This is a genomic window from Chryseobacterium daecheongense (assembly GCF_003729955.1).
Classification (GTDB): domain Bacteria; phylum Bacteroidota; class Bacteroidia; order Flavobacteriales; family Weeksellaceae; genus Chryseobacterium; species Chryseobacterium daecheongense.
Window position 1 is genome coordinate 442,709 of record NZ_RJTX01000002.1, and the last position, 16,374, is coordinate 459,082.

Here is a 16,374-nt window from a genome sequence, read left to right on the forward strand (position 1 = left end):
TCTGGTGTAAAATATCAATATGGATCTTAAATCGAATGAGCCTTTCTGGCTGTTGAAAAATGGACTTTTTGCTTCTTATCCCTCGTTAAAATCAGATGAAGAATGCGAAGTGCTTATTATTGGAGGGGGAATTACGGGAAGTTTAATTGCTCGTCAGATGATAGAGGATGGCTATCATACCATTCTCATTGATAAGCGGGAAATCTGTAATGGAAGCACTTCAGCAACAACTTCAATGCTTCAATACGAAATAGATGTCCCGCTTTCCTATCTTATTGAAAAAATAGGTGAAAATGGGGCGATAAGAAGTTATCTTGCTTGTTCGGATGCTATTGATAAAATTGAAAAGCTGTCCGCAAAAATTAAATCTGATGCAGGATTTAAGAGAAAAAAATCTCTTTATTTTGCTTCTAAAAAAAGTGATGTTTCATGGTTGAAAAACGAATGCGATGTCCGCAACAAAGCAGGTTTTAAAGTACAATGGCTTGAATCTGAAGAAATCCTGCATCAATTCGGTTTTGAGAATACCTATGGAGGAATACTTTCTGATCAGGGTGCAAGCATTGATGCTTTCAAATTGGCTCATGAACTATTCAAACTCAATATAAAGAAAGGCTTAAGGATTTTTGATAAAACTGAAATGAAATCCGTAACCTATCATAAAGGCTATAACTTAGTTTCAACAACCAGTGGCTATACAATCAAAGCCAAAAAAATCATTTATTGTATAGGCTATGAAAGCAAAATCCTGATCAAAGAAAATTTCGTAAACCTTAAAAGTACCTATGCCATAGTTTCAGAGATCGATAAAAAGAAGTTCAGGAATATGACGGATATTTTGGTCTGGAATACGGATGAACCCTATCTCTATATGCGTACCACAGATGATGGGCGTTTACTGATCGGAGGTGGGGATGAAGATTTTTACGATGCCGGAAAAAGGGATGCTCTTCTTGATCAGAAGGAAAAAGAAATCCTGAAGGGATTGAAAAAAATGAAGCCGGACTATCGGTTTTATACAGATTTTGTCTGGGCGGGAACTTTTGGTGAAACTAAAGACGGGCTTCCTTATATCGGAGAACATAAAAAATTTAAAAACTCTTATTTCGTTCTCGGTTTTGGCGGAAACGGAATTACTTTTTCAGTAACCGGAATGGAGATGGCCTCTTTATTCATGAAAAACAAAAAGCACCCTTTATCCAGATACTTTAAGTTTGGGAGATAGAAAAAGTGCTTCAATTGAAGCACTTTTCCAACAATCAAAATTATAAACTATATCCATTTTTCTTGGCTAATTCTATAATAGACTTCTCAATAGCTTTTCCAAGATCATCTGCATCTGAATTTCCTCTTTTTTTCATCTCAGCATCTATGTAGGCTTGTCTTTTTTTAGAAAGTTCCTCAATCTCTTTCTGGATTTTTTCGCGTTCGGCAGATTTTGCAGCCACTGCTTTTTTTACCTCTTCTTTGCTTTTGCCTTTTAATTCAGCTGGAAGCTCTTCTTCTTTTACATTTGAAATAAAGTTGGCATCTTTCTCTGCCCTGTCTACCAGATCCCAGTTGTCATTTTTATAAGCATTTTTCTTGGCTTTGGCTACCGTTCTTTCTGCAGCATTGGATGCAGACTGCATTTCAGCGTTTTTGTCCTGTACCAACTGCATTTGTTTATATTCAGAACCTTTGCTTCCATAATATATATAAGTATCATTCAATTTTGAATTGCATTCGGAGATTCGGATGTCATAAGGAGTTTCAATATAAATCACTTTTTTATCGCTGTCTATATTAAAATACTTTCCGTCACCCATCACTGCTCCATTTTGCCATGAAGTCTGGATTCCTTCATTTCTATCGCCGCAGAAAATAGTATTGGTGTAAATTCTTTTGGCTTTGGCAGAGGATACAGATTCTTTATAGTTCACTCTTCCCTGATCGAAAGGTTCGTTTCCTGCAATGTAAATCAGCTTCATGCTCTTATCGTTGTCGTCCCAGTTAAGGTTCATTGAAGCATCACGGATCACGGCACCGCAGAATTCATTTCCGCCATTGGTTCTCAAAGCAAACAATTTCTCAGAGACAAGGTCAAGGTTTTGAGTGAGCGGAGTAACCTGCCGGATGTAGTTTTCATCTCTGATTCCGTCATTACCATATTCATATAAGGCAATTTCAATCTGTGGAGACTGTCCGTTGTATTTCAATGTGGTTAAAGTATTCACAATATTCCACAATCTGGATTTGGCTTGATCGATGAGACCGTCCATACTGTTAGAAGTATCTAATAAAAGCGCTACCTGTATTTTATTTTCTTTACTTACAGGTGTTGAAGAGCTTGAAGACGCTTCATTCTGAACAAATGTTCTTTCATTTTGAACATTTGGATTTCTTTTAATGCAGCCTATCTGTGAAGGGTTCTGGGCACTTAGGAATGCCGCACCCGCTGCTAATGTTAGGAATTTTAAAGTTGACATGATGTTATTATTTAAAGGATTTCGTATCTCGTTTTGATGCTGTATTTCAGCTTGATGTTTTCAATATTGTCGAAAGAATAGTCTTGTGTTGCTTCCGCTTCCATCTGGATATTGCTTACTTTTCTTTGAGCATAAGCGGGTAAACTGGCATCACTGGTGTAATCTTCTATTTCAATAATTTCTAAAGGATTTCCTGTTTTTTTACCAATGCTTTCTAACAAATAATCTGCTTTTGCTTTGGCAGCTTTTAAGGCATTTATTTTTACAGCCTTTTTATAATCTGCAATTTTGGTATTCTTTACCTCCGCAATGTTGATATTGCTTACCCATTTTTGGTTCAGGTCTTCAAACAACTGAGTGACTTCTGTTTTTGTATTGACTTTGAACTGATAGCTTTTGACAAATGTTTTAGGTTTTGAATACATGTTCTGATACATGGATTTGAAATCTATGTCCTCATTTTTCACCGAATTTTTTTTCAGGATTTCAAATAATTTCTTTTCGTTTTCGGCCAGATCATTTTTATTATCCGCTTTTATTCCGATGTTGAAAATAATTTCATCAGGCTTCACTTCCATTTCGGCAATACCGGTAACTTCAATTGCATTTTTCTTTACTTCCTGCGCATGGATGAAATTCCCTAGTGTAAAGAATCCGATCAATAAAAAATGTCTCAATTTCATAATTTTTGGTTTTAAATTCTGAAGTAAAGGTAGCCGGATTAAGAACCGGAATTCGGGAGACTTGGTGAAACGGAACTTTGACTTGGTGAGTGAGTTTAAGGAGTGGAATTCATATTCAATTCCTTCATTTCACCGTTCGAAGTAATCAATAGGTAGGATTTATGATCTTTACTGTCCATCTTTTTCTCTTTATTAATGACTAATTTGACTTCATACATCACCTGAATCACAGGTTCAACTATGGTAGGATTGATTACAAAATCAAATTCCTTATCCAACACCGGCTGATAATATAGAGTCGTGGATTTGTTGGCCTGGTTGACGTTGGCAAATTTGTTTAATGCTAATGTGGAACTGTTGTAGGCTTCATAAGATTTGTAGCTTTCTACAGGCAGAATGGTTTTATATCCGTCATTAATACTTTTATTGGCAGTCGCGAAAGACTCTCCAAGTAATGCTTCATAGGTTTTTATTTTTTCCTGTAATGTAACTTTAGCTTTATTCATCAGGTCTTTTTTGATGATTTCCAGATTGTCGGCAAAATAGTCTACTCTTACAAGATCATATATTTCGTGTCCGGAAAGAATGGTAATGAGTTGATTTAACTGAGCTGGATCAGAAAATTTGATGTGCAGGTTTTTCTTTAATTCAAAACCTGTAGGAACTTCATTGTACGTTTTTTTGCTGAAGATCTTTTTCTCCACATTGAACTGGTAAACAGGAACAAAAGAAATCATATCAACATAGGTTTCAACACCTTTGTTCAGTTTGATCTGAGCTAATGAAGAAGTAAGCCTTTTGTCCATTAATTCATTCACCTCTTCTGCAGTTTCTCCAACCTGCGTAAGGCTGAAAATAGCAACATATTGGTTGGCTTTTATATTAGCGAGACCTTTGATGCTGATCACAATATCATTGGGAGATGGCGGAGCAATATTAATAGTGGTATCGGCATACCTCACCTGGTTTTGGTAGTTGATATTGCCGGAAAACTGACCAAAAGCAGTTTGAAATACTACTGCTGAAATACATAAGAAAAGTTTTTTCATAATGATTAAGATTAAATTATTGATGCAAACTTAATCTCATAATTCCGGCGTTTCCCTAATGACTTGGTGAATGGCAGTGTTCACTTGGTGAATAGTTTTGAGTGAACTACAGATATGTATATCTTTGTTTTATGAAAACAATTCAGGTTTTTATACTTTTCATTTTATTGCTTTCTGCGAATACATTCTATTCTCAGAGCAATACTGTGACCAAAGAAGTCCAGCAGGAAACCTCGAAGCTTAAAAAAGCAGTAGACAATAAGGACGAATCGGCACAGGCAGATTCCTATTATAATATTGGAGAAACTTTTTTCAATAATGGGAATTTTCCAAAAAGTGAAGAGTATTTCATCAAGTCAAAAAATATTTATGAAAAGCTGAATGATAAACCCAATATCGAAAAAGTAAGCCGTAAACTTGCACAGTCCCAGGAAAAGCAGAATAAAATAACTCCGGCAATTTCCAATTACAGCCGTGCTGCACAGGTGAACTTTTCAAAAGAAAACAGAGCCATCAATTCTAATGATGCTACAAGATTATCCACTTCCTCCCCTGAATTGAAAGCTGAAGTCATTCAAAGCAATATTGATATCAGCCGGAAAGAAAAATGAAAAAGGCGATTTGGCGGCGGGGTATAGCCAAATGGCAGATATCAATATTCAGCAAAGAAATATTCCGAAAGCAGAAGAAAACCTTAACAACGCTTATCAAATATCCAAAGAGCAGGCTGCTCCGCAACAGGCATTGGAAATCAATCAGAAGCTGACGGATTTTTATGTTGACAATAAAAAATTCGATAAAGCGATCGAGGCTAAAAAGAAAGTGCTGAAAGAAGATTTCGTCAAGGAAAATACAGAGGAGAAAGTCAACCAGATCCAGGAATTGGCAGATATTTATATCAAAAAGAATGATCCGCAGGAAGCGGTTAATTTATTGAAAAATGCTTATGCCATCGCAATTGAAAAAGGTCATACGCTGGAAGCACAAAAAAGTGTTCAGAAATTAGACAGCTTATATAATGTCTCTGAAAATACAGAAGCTTCCATGCAGCTTTACAGGGATTTTTTAGGTAAGCTGCCCATCCTTGTGTCCAAAGACAGAAGTCTCGTAGACAACAAAATATTGGAAGACACTGAAGAAAGGATTTCCCAGCTGGAGAAAGAGAAAAAGCTGAAAGATGAGCTCATTCGCAAGAAAAATGTATTCAACTATAGTTTGATAGGAACTTTGATTCTTTTATTGGGATTAATAGGATTCATTTTCTGGACCCTGAAAAAAGTTCAGATCAAGAATAAAAAAATTGCATTGCAGTCGCTTCGCCGGGAGATGAATCCGCATTTTATTTTTAATAGTTTAAATAGTGTGAATCAGTTTATTGCTACGAATAACGAATTGGAAGCTAATCAGTATCTTACAAAATTTTCAAAGCTGATGCGTGGAGTGATGGAAAATTCCACAGAGGATTTTATTCCATTTCAGCAGGAACTGGATCTGTTACAAAATTACTTAGCTCTGGAAAAAACGCGTTTTGCAGACAAATTCGATTATGAGATCCATGTAGATGAAGGGTTGAATATGCAAAGCCTTCAGGTTCCGGGAATGCTTGTACAGCCGTTTCTGGAAAATGCAATCTGGCACGGATTGCGATATAGAACTGAAAAAGGGTTTTTAAAACTGAGTTTTGAAAAGCTTGATCATCACTTGAAAATCATCATTGAAGACAACGGAATAGGTATCGAAGAAAGCAAGAAACAAAAAACACAACATCAAAAAACAAGGCAGGGCCGCGGAATGAAAAACACGCTGGAAAGAATAGCATTGTTAAACGATTTATATAACCGCGATATTCAGTGCAAGATCACAGATAAGAAAAATGAACCTGGAGTTTTAGTGGAATTGAGCCTGAAAACAGTATCGTCTAATAAATAATTAAAATTCTCTAATAAATATCCAATACTGTAACAATTTTTAGAAATTATCGTCTTATCATTCAAAAACAGACGATGACCACCAAAAACAAAATAGCGAGATTAGCAGGATTTTTATACCTAATTGTTGTCTTAACTGGACTTTTCAGTTTAATGTATGTGCCTTCAAAACTCATTGTTTGGGAAAATCCCGCACTTACTTTTCAAAATATTTCTTCATCGTCACAATTGTTCAGATTGGGTATTGCAAGCAGTATGCTTTGTTATATTGCATTTCTGTTGCTTCCTCTGGTTTTGTATCAGCTTCTTAAAGATGTCAATAAAAACTATGCAAAGCTGATGGTTATTTTTGCTTTGATCAGTGTTCCTATTTCATTTTTCAACCTTGAAAATAAGCTTTCGGTATTAACGGTTGTAGAAGGGGCAGAATACGTAAAAAGTTTTGATAAAAAGTTCTTGGAGGCTTTGGTGATGCAGTTTCTCGATAATTATGATTCAGGAATTTTGATTGTTCAGGTCTTTTGGGGATTATGGCTTTTACCTTTTGGATACTTGGTCTATCAATCAGGTTTTTTGCCTAAGATCCTGGGGATTTTTTTAATGTTGGGTTGTTTGGGATATCTTATCAATGTTTTTGGCAGAATATCCATTCCGGATTTTTCTACTTATGCGGTCTCAAAATTGATAACAATTCCTGCTTCTATAGGAGAGATAGGAACCTGTCTTTGGCTCCTGATCATCGGAGTGCGAAATAAAAAATCATAAATAACTCATATAGAATCTAAGCTTAATTGTGGTGAGTTTTATATTTTTACATTAAAATTGGAAAATTCCCGATTTTAAATACAATGAAAATAAAAGCCGTAATCGTAGACGACGAAGCCATTGCAAGGGATGTTTTAAGAAACTATCTCACTAAATACTGTCCACAGGTTGAAATTCTGGGCGAAGCGGAAAATATAAAAGAAGCGGTTCCCCTGATTGCAGATAAGCAACCCCAATTGGTTTTCCTGGATGTGGAAATGCCTTTCGGAAATGCTTTTGATGTATTGGAAGCTACCAAAGAGTTCTCTTATGAAACTATTTTCATTACCGCATTTTCACAATATTCTTTACAGGCGCTGAACAAATCTGCAAGCTATTATATTTTAAAACCTATTGATATCCAGGAGCTCATTGTTGCTGTGAATAAAGTAGTAGAAAGTATCGAAAAGAAGGAAGAGCTCAACAGGAATAAGATTTTGCTTGAGAATTTGAAATTAAAACCCGAAAAACAGCAGCTTATACTGCCGACACTACAAGGTTTTGATGTGGTAAAAACAGAAGATATTGTACGGCTTCAGGCAGACGGAAATTTCACTCAGGTTTATCTTACCGATCATTCCAAAAAGATGGTCTGCCGGTTTTTAAAACATTTTGATGATCTGTTGGAAAATCCTTTTGTAAGAGTACATCGTTCCCATATCATCAATACCAACTTCGTAAAATCCTACCATAAAAGCGGAACAGTAACGTTATCCGACAATACGGAAATAGAAGTTTCAGGAAGTTTTAAAGATAATTTCCTGAAAGTTTTCTCGTAGATTGATAAGGTAAAGGCATTGTTTTTGAAGCCTTCATACCATCACCAAGCTATACGATTATGAAAAGTTTTCAAAAAATAATAATCCCTGTTTCGTTAGGTGTTTTAGGAGTATTTCTCTTTAATTCCTGTTCAGTAGGCATTCCGAAAGGAGCCACAGCCGTAAAAACCTTTAATGCTCAGAAGTATCTGGGAAAATGGTATGAAATTGCCCGTTTCGATTATAAATTTGAGCGGAATATGGATAATGTTACCGCTACCTACTCGCAAAGCCCTGATGGAAGTATCCGTGTGGAAAACAGAGGGTATAATGTGGTAAAAAAAGAATGGAAGGAAGCAATAGGAGAGGCCCGATTTGTAAAAGATAAAACAGAAGCCCGTCTTAAGGTATCCTTCTTTAAACCCATCTGGTCCGGATATAATGTGATCGATATCGATGAGAATTATCAATATGCCCTGGTTGCCGGAAACAGCTTGAAATACCTTTGGATACTTTCCCGAACCAAAGAAATCCCGGAAAGCATCCGACAGAGATTCCTTGAAAAAGCAAAAAGAATCGGGTATAATACAGATGAATTGATCTGGGTGAGACATAATTAGTAGTGAAGCAAAATCGCAGAATTGTAAAACTGCCTATATGCAGAGTAGTTATAATAATTCAACAGTTTAGAGATTTCACGATTCATCTTTTCTGCAATTTCACTCCGAAAATATTGTCCGCCACATATATTTTCCCGTCATTTGTATAAGAATTTTTTTCGAGAATATACTTATGGAAAAAGCTGTTCTGATTACCATTGGTGATGAGATTCTTTCGGGAAATACCGTGGACACCAATTCTAATTTTATTGCTGCCGAACTTAAAAATATAGGGATACAGGTATCACAGATCTTCACTATTTCAGATGAGATCGAAACGATAAAGAAAACACTGCATTCCGCACTGGAATTAGGTAATGTTGTGATCACAACAGGAGGATTAGGCCCAACCAGGGATGATAAAACCAAAAAAGCCCTTGCCGAATTTTTCAATGATGAAATAGCGTTGGATGAGGTTACTTTTGATCATCTGAGAAGATATATGGAGAAAAGGGGTCGGCTGGAAATTCTTGAAAGAAACAGAGAACAGGCCTTTGTTCCTACAAAATCTTTGGTGTTTCAAAATTATTACGGAACCGCTCCGTGTATGATGATGGAGCAGGATGGAAAACTATGTTTCAGCCTTCCCGGAGTTCCTTATGAAGTAAAACCATTGATCAAGGATCAGATCATTCCTTATTTAAAAGATAAATTCCACCTCCATTATATCAGTACCAGAATTGTTTCCGTGGTAGGAATCCCCGAGAGCATTTTAGCGGATACGATTGAAGACTGGGAACTTGCTCTTCCGGATAATATGGCTTTATCTTATCTCCCGGTTGGAACCCGTGTGAAGTTGAGGTTAACGGCCAAAGGAGACAATGAAGAGATTTTGCAACAGCAATTGGAAGATCAGGTGCAAAAACTTCTTCCACTAGTACAGGATCATACCATTGCCACATCCGAAGATAAAATTGAAAAGATCTTAGGCGATGTGTTGAGTGAAAAAAAACTGACTATTTCCACAGCAGAAAGCTGTACAGGAGGAGAACTGGCCAAAATGATCACTTCCAACTCAGGAAGCTCAAAATATTTCCTGGGCGGAATCATTACTTATGCCACCGAAAAGAAAGTGGATATTTTAAAGGTCTCCCAGGATACAGTGGACCAATACACGGTAGTAAGCGAACAGGTGGCTCAAGAAATGGCAAAAGGCTGTCAAAAATTATTTGACACCAATATCTCTTTGTCTACAACCGGAGTGGCTGGTCCTGGAAAAGGAGAGGATGGAAAGGAAGTGGGAACAGTTTACTACACCATCAGAATCAATGAAAGAGAACAGACGTTAAAATTATATATGCCTCATCTGGAAAGGCTTGATTTTATGAATTTTGTTTCCCAGAAAATCCTTCAGGACCTGATTGGAATGCTGATATAAACTGAAGATAATCAGAGTGTAAAACAAGTTACTGGAAAATAAAATACATTCCGTAACAAATTGAAGAAAAAACATACATATTGTATAAATTGTAATTATAATGAAAAAATTAACGCTTTCTCTGTTCTTATTAACAGGGATTTGTTCACAGAACGTATTGCAGGCGCAGGCTAACGCAACGAAAACTGCTGTGAGTGCTACGGATAAAGGGTTGGACCTTAGTTTGATGGATAAATCTGTACGTCCTCAGGATGATTTTTATAACTATGTGAACGGAACATGGATGAAAACTGCCAAAATTCCGTCTGATAAGCCAACTTGGGGAAGTTTCAACAAGCTTGCTGATGATACGGATAACAATTCCATGACGATTTTGAACTCTCTTTTGAAAGATAAATTTGCGGACGGAACAGAAGGCAAAAAAATCCAGGATTTGTATGCTACCTATATGAATATGCAGAAGAGAAATGCGGATGGAATCAAGCCTATTCAGGCTAATATCAACAAGATCGACGCGATCAAAAACCTTACAGACCTTCAAAATTACCTGACTTCCGTAACGAAAGAAGGAGAAAATACTTTCTATGGATGGGGTGTGGATGCAGACTTGAAAGACTCTAAAATGAATGCTGTTTACTTAGGTAATGCTTCTCTGGGTCTGGGAAGAGATTATTATCAGAAGGTAAATGAAAAAAATACAGAAGCTATTGCAGAATATACCAAATATGTAGCTTCTATGTTGAAAGAATTGGGGTACAAAAATGCTGATGCAGCGGCAAAAGGAATTGTTGATTACGAAAAAAGCATTGCACAAACGTATTTAACAAACGAGCAAAGCCGTGATAATACGCTTCAGTATAACCCGAAAACAATGTCAGAACTTTCCGGATTAGTGAAAAATGTAGACCTTCCTGCTTATCTTAAAAAAGTAGGAGTAAATACAGATAAAGTAATCATTGGAGAAATCGGATATTACAAAAATATGGATAAATTCATCAACGCTCAGAATCTTCCTGTGATCAAGGATTATCTTAAATTCCACATGATCCATGGAAGCGCTTCTTATTTAAGTGAAAAACTGGGTGACATGAAATTTGCTTTCTATGGTAAATATTTAAGAGGTCAACAGGAACAAAGAGCATTGAACAAGAGAGGGTATGAGCTGATCAACGGAACATTGGGTGAAGCTTTCGGAAAATTATATGTTGAGAAATATTTCCCGGCTGAAGCTAAAGCTCAAATGGTTGAGTTAATTGACTATTTGAAGAAAAGTTTCGCTGTTCACATCAACGGTTTGACTTGGATGTCTGCTACCACAAAAGAAAAAGCAATGCAGAAGCTGAACAAGTTCACTGTGAAAGTTGCTTATCCTGATAAATGGAAAGATTATTCTAAATTAAATATCGTTTCTGAAGCTAAAGGTGGAAACTTATATTCCAACCTTCAGAATATTGCAGAATGGCAGTACAATAAAGATCTGGCGAAAATCGGAAAAGCAGTAGACAAATCAGAATGGGGAATGACGCCGCAGACGGTAAATGCGTATTACAACCCGGTAAATAACGAGATCGTTTTCCCGGCTGCAATTCTTCAGCCTCCTTTCTTCAATCCTAATGCTGATGCAGCCGTTAATTTCGGTGGAATCGGTGCAGTTATCGGACATGAAATGAGCCACGGATTCGATGATTCAGGAGCACAGTTCGATGCTGATGGAAACTTAGTAGACTGGTGGACTCCGGAAGATAAAGCCAACTTTGAGAAAGCAACAAAAGCTCTTGCTGCTCAATATGATAAGTATGAGCCTGTAAAAGGAACGTTCGTTAACGGAACTTTCACGAACGGTGAAAATATCGCTGACTTAGGAGGTGTGAACATCGCTTATGATGCCCTTCAAATGTATTTGAAAGATAAAGGAAATCCTGGATCCATCAGCGGTTATACACAAGATCAGAGATTCTTCCTAAGCTGGGCAACAGTTTGGAGAACATTATCAAGTGAAAAATACATGGTAAACCAGGTGAAAACAGATCCACACTCTCCGGGATATTTCAGAAGTTTCGGTCCGATCATCAACGTTGATTCTTTCTATAAAGCATTCGACGTTAAAGAAGGAGATAAACTTTATAAAAAGCCTGCAGATAGAATTAAAATCTGGTAATCAGTATCAAAAAGATAACAGAACCGTTCAGCAATGAGCGGTTTTTTTATTAATTGATAATTGATAATTGATAATTGATAATTGATAATTTTTATCAGTAAGTGTCTAAACCTCGTATCCTGAACCCCGAACTCGAACTCCGGAATTCATAACCGTCAGCGTTGCATCATTTATCAATTATCATTAATCACTTATTATTAAAGTTCGTATATTTGGTAAGTTTGTGTTCAATCAAAAATTATTTTTAATGAAAAAGCTAAATATCGGAATACTTGCCTTCACAGGTATTGTATTTTTAAACTCTTGCGGTACCAAAAAGACTGTTGATGCAAGTACGAAAACAGAGACAGCGGTAGCTGTTGCAGAACCTGTGAAACAAGAAGTAAAAGAAGAGGGGATCAATTTATCTTATATGGATAAAAGTGTTCGTCCGCAGGATGATTTTTTTAGCTATGTGAACGGAAATTGGGTGAAAACCACTCAGATTCCTTCCGATAAATCAAGCTGGGGCTCTTTCAATGCGTTAAGAGAGAATGTGGATGATGCTTCCCTGGATATTTTAAATAAAATTCTTTCCGAGAAATATCCTGAAGGTTCAGAAGGACAGAAAATCCAGAATCTGTATGCTTCTTTCATGGATACCAATAAGAGAAATGCAGAAGGTTTAGCGCCTATCAAAGGAGATCTGGCAAAAATTGATGCGATTAAGAACCTTAATGATCTTCAGAAATATCTTTTGGAAGGAACAAAGTTCGGAGATAATTCTTTCTATGGATGGAACGTAAGAGCAGATATGAAGGATTCTAAAATGAATGCCGTATATCTTGGCGGTCCTGATCTTGGTTTGGGAAGAGACTACTATCAGAAAGAAAATGAATCCAACACTAAAACTTTAGCGGAGTATCAGAATTATGTCGCTAAATTATTCGGGGTTTTAGGATATAAAAATTCAGCACAGGCAGCCCAAAATGTAGTAGCTTTTGAAAAACAGTTGGCTAATTATCTTTTAACACTTGAACAAAACAGAGATGCCAACTTAAGATATAATCCTAGAAAAGTATCGGAATTATCAGGCTTGGTTAAAAATATCAATTTAGCTAAATACTTAACCGAGGCAGGTGTAAATACGGATAAAGTAATTATCGGAGAGCTGAAATATTATCAGAATATGGATCAATTCCTGACTCAGAAAAACCTTCCTTTATTAAAAGATTACCTGAAATACCATGTCATCAATGGAAATGCTAGTAACCTTGATCAGAATTTAGAGCAGATCAGGTTCGATTTTTATTCCAAATATCTTCAGGGGCAAAAAGAACAGCGCCCGATGGATAAAAGAGGATTATCTCTTGTTAATGGAGTTCTCGGAGAAGCTTTCGGAAAATTATATGTTGAAAAATACTTCACTCCCGAAGCAAAACAACAGATGGAAACCTATATCGATTATCTGTTGAAATCATTTAAAACCCATATTAATAATCTGGACTGGATGTCAGCAACCACTAAAGTGAAAGCTCAGGAGAAGCTGTCTAAATTCACTGTGAAAATTGCTTACCCAGACAAATGGAAAGATTATTCTCAATTAAAAGTAAATTCTCCTGAACAAGGAGCAACATTATATTCCAATCTTCAGAATGTTGCAGCATGGCAATATCAAAGAAGCTTGGAAAAAGTAGGAAAACCGGTTGATAAGACAGAGTGGGGAATGACTCCGCAGACAGTAAATGCTTATTACAACGGATCAAATAATGAGATTGTTTTCCCTGCTGCTATTCTTCAGCCGCCTTTCTATAATCCTAAAGCTGATGCCGCTGTGAATTTCGGAGGAATTGGTGCTGTTATAGGTCACGAAATTTCTCATGGATTCGATGACAGCGGTTCAAGATTCGATGGAGATGGAAATCTGAATAACTGGTGGACAGATGAAGACCGTAAAAACTTCGATGCAAAAGTAGGACAATTGGCAGCACAGTATAACGCTTATGAGCCGGTAAAAGGAAGCTTTGTGAACGGTAAATTTACAAGCGGTGAAAATATTGGGGATTTAGGCGGAGTGGCGGTTGCTTATGACGCTCTGCAGATGTATCTGAAAGACCACGGAAATCCAGGATTGATCAGCGGATTTAGCCAGGATCAGAGATTCTTTATGAGCTGGGCTACAGTTTGGAGAACCAAATCAACCGACCAGCATATGGTGAACCAGGTAAAAACAGATCCGCATTCACCGGGATATTTCAGGGCATTCGGTCCATTGGTGAATCAGGATTCATTCATTAAGGCGTTTGATATCAAGCCCGGTGATAAAATGTATAAAGCTCCTCAGGACAGAATAAAAATCTGGTAATAAGATTACCAACAATTGTTAGAAAAGAAAACGCATCATTTTGATGCGTTTTTTTATTTATTTTTCATAGTTTAGTGACATCATTAAATGTTGTTTTTGGATTGATATTTAATGAATTAAATTAAATATTTCAAGAAAAATCTTAACAAAATTTTGTATGTTACAGTTTTTTTTTAAATTTAAACATTGGATTGGTGACTTGTTCGATTCTGCAACAGGTTATTTTAAAAACAATCCTCACCAAAACCAAAAATCTCAAAATAATAATAATATGGCAATGTTCAATTATGGTGTTGGCGGAAACGAGGTCAAAGTTGACGCTAATGAAGCTATTCAGGAGATACAAGAGAATAAATCACTCATTGTAAGCCAGCTTACCACTGAGGAATCTTATACCCCTGAAATTGTAACAGGATTAAAGACTGTGGATGATGTCTTCAAACATTTTCAACCTTCTGTAAGCGTACAGCATGAAACAGAAGACGGAGGAGTAGTAGAAGAAGAATTCCGTTTTCAAAATCTTGCGGATTTCACTCCCAAAAATCTTACCCAGAATTCAAACTATTTACAGCAGCTTAGCATGGAGCAGGAGCAGTACAATAAAATTGTGCGTCAGCTGAAAACTAATAAGATTCTGCGTAATATGTTGGAAAACGAGCAAACGAGAGCTGCGTTTGTGGAAGTATTGAAAGAAGTGGCACAAGAACTTGAAAAATAATTAAAAGACTTTAATCATGGACAGTAAACTACAGGCAGCAGAAGGCCAACAACAAGGCCAACAGCAACAGGCGGGTAAACCGAAAGGGAACCCACTGGCCGAACTTAATAAAATGGGAGGTTTCGGCTTTGTTGAATCCGTTGTGGACGGCATCGCCAATATGAACCCCACTAGAAAAGCGAGGAAAGAAATTTTCCTTAACGATAGTAATAAAGCAGAAGAAAGAAAAGAATTACTTCAGAAAATTAACCTTTGGGTGAGTCTTTTGGAAGGAAATGAATCTGCTGATAAAATGGCTGAAACCTGTAAAAACAAAGCTCAACAGGCTGATCAGAGTTTAAAAAGAAACCTGAAAAACACCCTTGATGCTGTTCGTCAGCTGGAGACCAATTACAGAACTGTAGCACAATTCTATAAAAATACGGAATTAGACAAAGTAGACAATGTAAATATCGTCAATGCCAGCCTTGAGCAGGTAACAGATTTGGATAATCCGCTTTTCATTGATGCGATTGCTGAAGAATTCAAAAATTACTACGATCGTCTTGATCTTAGGGATAACTATTCTATCCTGGCTATTCCCGGATATTTAGGATCTAATAAGGTTATTGAAAAATGGGCGAAGATCTGTAATGAAAACAAAGTAATGATGGTTACGGATTTCGCCAACCTTGATAAACCGGATGATGTGGTAGACCTTTTCCACTCAGCTAATCTTACAGGAGGTGAATTGCACAGAAGTAACGTGATTATGACCTGCAACTGGCTTGTAGGACGTGGTAAGGCTGAAGAAGTAGGGGAAGAAGAAAATGTAGAGCTTCCGCCTTCAACATCATTAGCCGGAAAAATCCATAAAACATTGATGTCTCAGGTTGCTGCAGGTAAAAAGCATGGTAATATCAATGAAGTAGATGCCGTGAAATTCGAATTGAAGAAAAGTGAAATTTCTCAATTAGAAAAAATGGGATTGGTACCTATGGTGAATGAATATGGTAAAATCATGGCTTTCTCTGCAAAAACATTATTTACAGGAGACAATATCGGACTTCAAACCTATTCTGTAGTTCGTGTATTTGATTATGTAACAAAAGTTTTACTGGATTTCTTAAACAGAAGAGCCTTCGAGAACTGGAATGCAAGAAACGAAGACGATTTGAGAAGACAGATCGTAACATTCTTAGACGGCATTAAAGGTCCTGATAAACTGATTGAGAAATTCAAGATCGTTCGTTTTGAACAGGACAAAGTAAATAAAGACAGAGTATGGCTGGATATCCGCTTGACTCCTTATTTTCCTACCAAAAGTTTCGTTATTAAATTAGACGGGCACAAAGGGGATGATGGAAACGAATGGGATGCAGAATACACTCAGGAATAAATTTGAACTCAATTTTTATAAAAAACCGATGCATTTTTTACATCGGTTT

At 36.7% G+C, this 16,374-nt stretch carries 14 protein-coding genes; 11 read left to right on the forward strand and 3 right to left on the reverse strand.

The genetic code is table 11. From position 1 onward, the window contains the following. Positions 1-19 precede the first annotated feature (19 nt). A complete protein-coding gene (locus EGI05_RS10545) occupies positions 20-1,225 on the forward strand; it encodes an NAD(P)/FAD-dependent oxidoreductase (RefSeq protein WP_123263011.1) in 1,206 nt (401 codons plus the stop codon). Between the two features lie 40 nt (positions 1,226-1,265). Here EGI05_RS10545 and EGI05_RS10550 read toward each other — a convergent pair whose 3' ends face one another. The 3 genes from EGI05_RS10550 to EGI05_RS10560 all read right to left on the reverse strand — a co-directional run bounded on the left by EGI05_RS10550 (position 1,266) and on the right by EGI05_RS10560 (position 4,200). Further along, complete coding sequence (locus EGI05_RS10550; protein WP_123263012.1) at positions 1,266-2,468, reverse strand: VWA domain-containing protein; 1,203 nt, start codon at positions 2,466-2,468, stop codon at positions 1,266-1,268. Positions 2,469-2,479: 11 nt separating this feature from the next. After that, positions 2,480-3,151, reverse strand: coding sequence for an SIMPL domain-containing protein (locus EGI05_RS10555; protein ID WP_123263013.1), 672 nt, complete (start codon positions 3,149-3,151; stop codon positions 2,480-2,482). Between the two features lie 95 nt (positions 3,152-3,246). Further along, a complete protein-coding gene (locus EGI05_RS10560) occupies positions 3,247-4,200 on the reverse strand; it encodes an SIMPL domain-containing protein (protein WP_123263014.1) in 954 nt (317 codons plus the stop codon). A gap of 131 nt (positions 4,201-4,331) precedes the next feature. On the opposite strand from EGI05_RS10560, the gene EGI05_RS18095 reads away from it, so the two are divergent. The 10 genes from EGI05_RS18095 to EGI05_RS10605 all read left to right on the forward strand — a co-directional run bounded on the left by EGI05_RS18095 (position 4,332) and on the right by EGI05_RS10605 (position 16,325). Then, on the forward strand, positions 4,332-4,811 hold the full coding sequence (locus EGI05_RS18095; protein WP_228428587.1) for a tetratricopeptide repeat protein: 480 nt from the start codon (positions 4,332-4,334) through the stop codon (positions 4,809-4,811). Next, complete coding sequence (locus EGI05_RS10565; RefSeq protein ID WP_228428588.1) at positions 4,786-6,129, forward strand: tetratricopeptide repeat-containing sensor histidine kinase; 1,344 nt, start codon at positions 4,786-4,788, stop codon at positions 6,127-6,129. Before EGI05_RS18095 ends, EGI05_RS10565 begins: the two co-directional genes overlap by 26 nt. Before the next feature lie 74 nt (positions 6,130-6,203). After that, positions 6,204-6,893 carry a DUF4386 domain-containing protein gene (locus EGI05_RS10570; RefSeq protein WP_123263015.1) on the forward strand — a complete coding sequence of 230 codons (690 nt, stop codon included), beginning with the start codon at positions 6,204-6,206 and terminating at the stop codon, positions 6,891-6,893. A gap of 83 nt (positions 6,894-6,976) precedes the next feature. Further along, on the forward strand, positions 6,977-7,711 hold the full coding sequence (locus EGI05_RS10575) for a LytR/AlgR family response regulator transcription factor (RefSeq protein WP_123263016.1): 735 nt from the start codon (positions 6,977-6,979) through the stop codon (positions 7,709-7,711). Between the two features lie 59 nt (positions 7,712-7,770). Continuing rightward, entirely contained in the window at positions 7,771-8,310 is a 540-nt protein-coding gene (locus tag EGI05_RS10580; protein ID WP_123263017.1) for a lipocalin family protein, read from the forward strand. 172 nt (positions 8,311-8,482) lie between these two features. Then, positions 8,483-9,727 carry a CinA family nicotinamide mononucleotide deamidase-related protein gene (locus EGI05_RS10585; protein ID WP_123263018.1) on the forward strand — a complete coding sequence of 415 codons (1,245 nt, stop codon included), beginning with the start codon at positions 8,483-8,485 and terminating at the stop codon, positions 9,725-9,727. Between the two features lie 100 nt (positions 9,728-9,827). Next, on the forward strand, positions 9,828-11,885 hold the full coding sequence (locus EGI05_RS10590; RefSeq protein WP_123263019.1) for a M13 family metallopeptidase: 2,058 nt from the start codon (positions 9,828-9,830) through the stop codon (positions 11,883-11,885). A 247-nt stretch (positions 11,886-12,132) separates the two neighbouring features. After that, positions 12,133-14,229 carry a M13 family metallopeptidase gene (locus EGI05_RS10595; protein ID WP_123263020.1) on the forward strand — a complete coding sequence of 699 codons (2,097 nt, stop codon included), beginning with the start codon at positions 12,133-12,135 and terminating at the stop codon, positions 14,227-14,229. Positions 14,230-14,386: 157 nt separating this feature from the next. Beyond that, positions 14,387-14,947, forward strand: coding sequence for a type VI secretion system contractile sheath small subunit (locus tag EGI05_RS10600; protein ID WP_123263021.1), 561 nt, complete (start codon positions 14,387-14,389; stop codon positions 14,945-14,947). A 16-nt stretch (positions 14,948-14,963) separates the two neighbouring features. Further along, positions 14,964-16,325, forward strand: a complete 1,362-nt coding sequence (locus tag EGI05_RS10605) for a DUF5458 family protein (protein ID WP_123263022.1) — start codon at positions 14,964-14,966, stop codon at positions 16,323-16,325. Positions 16,326-16,374: the final 49 nt, after the last annotated feature.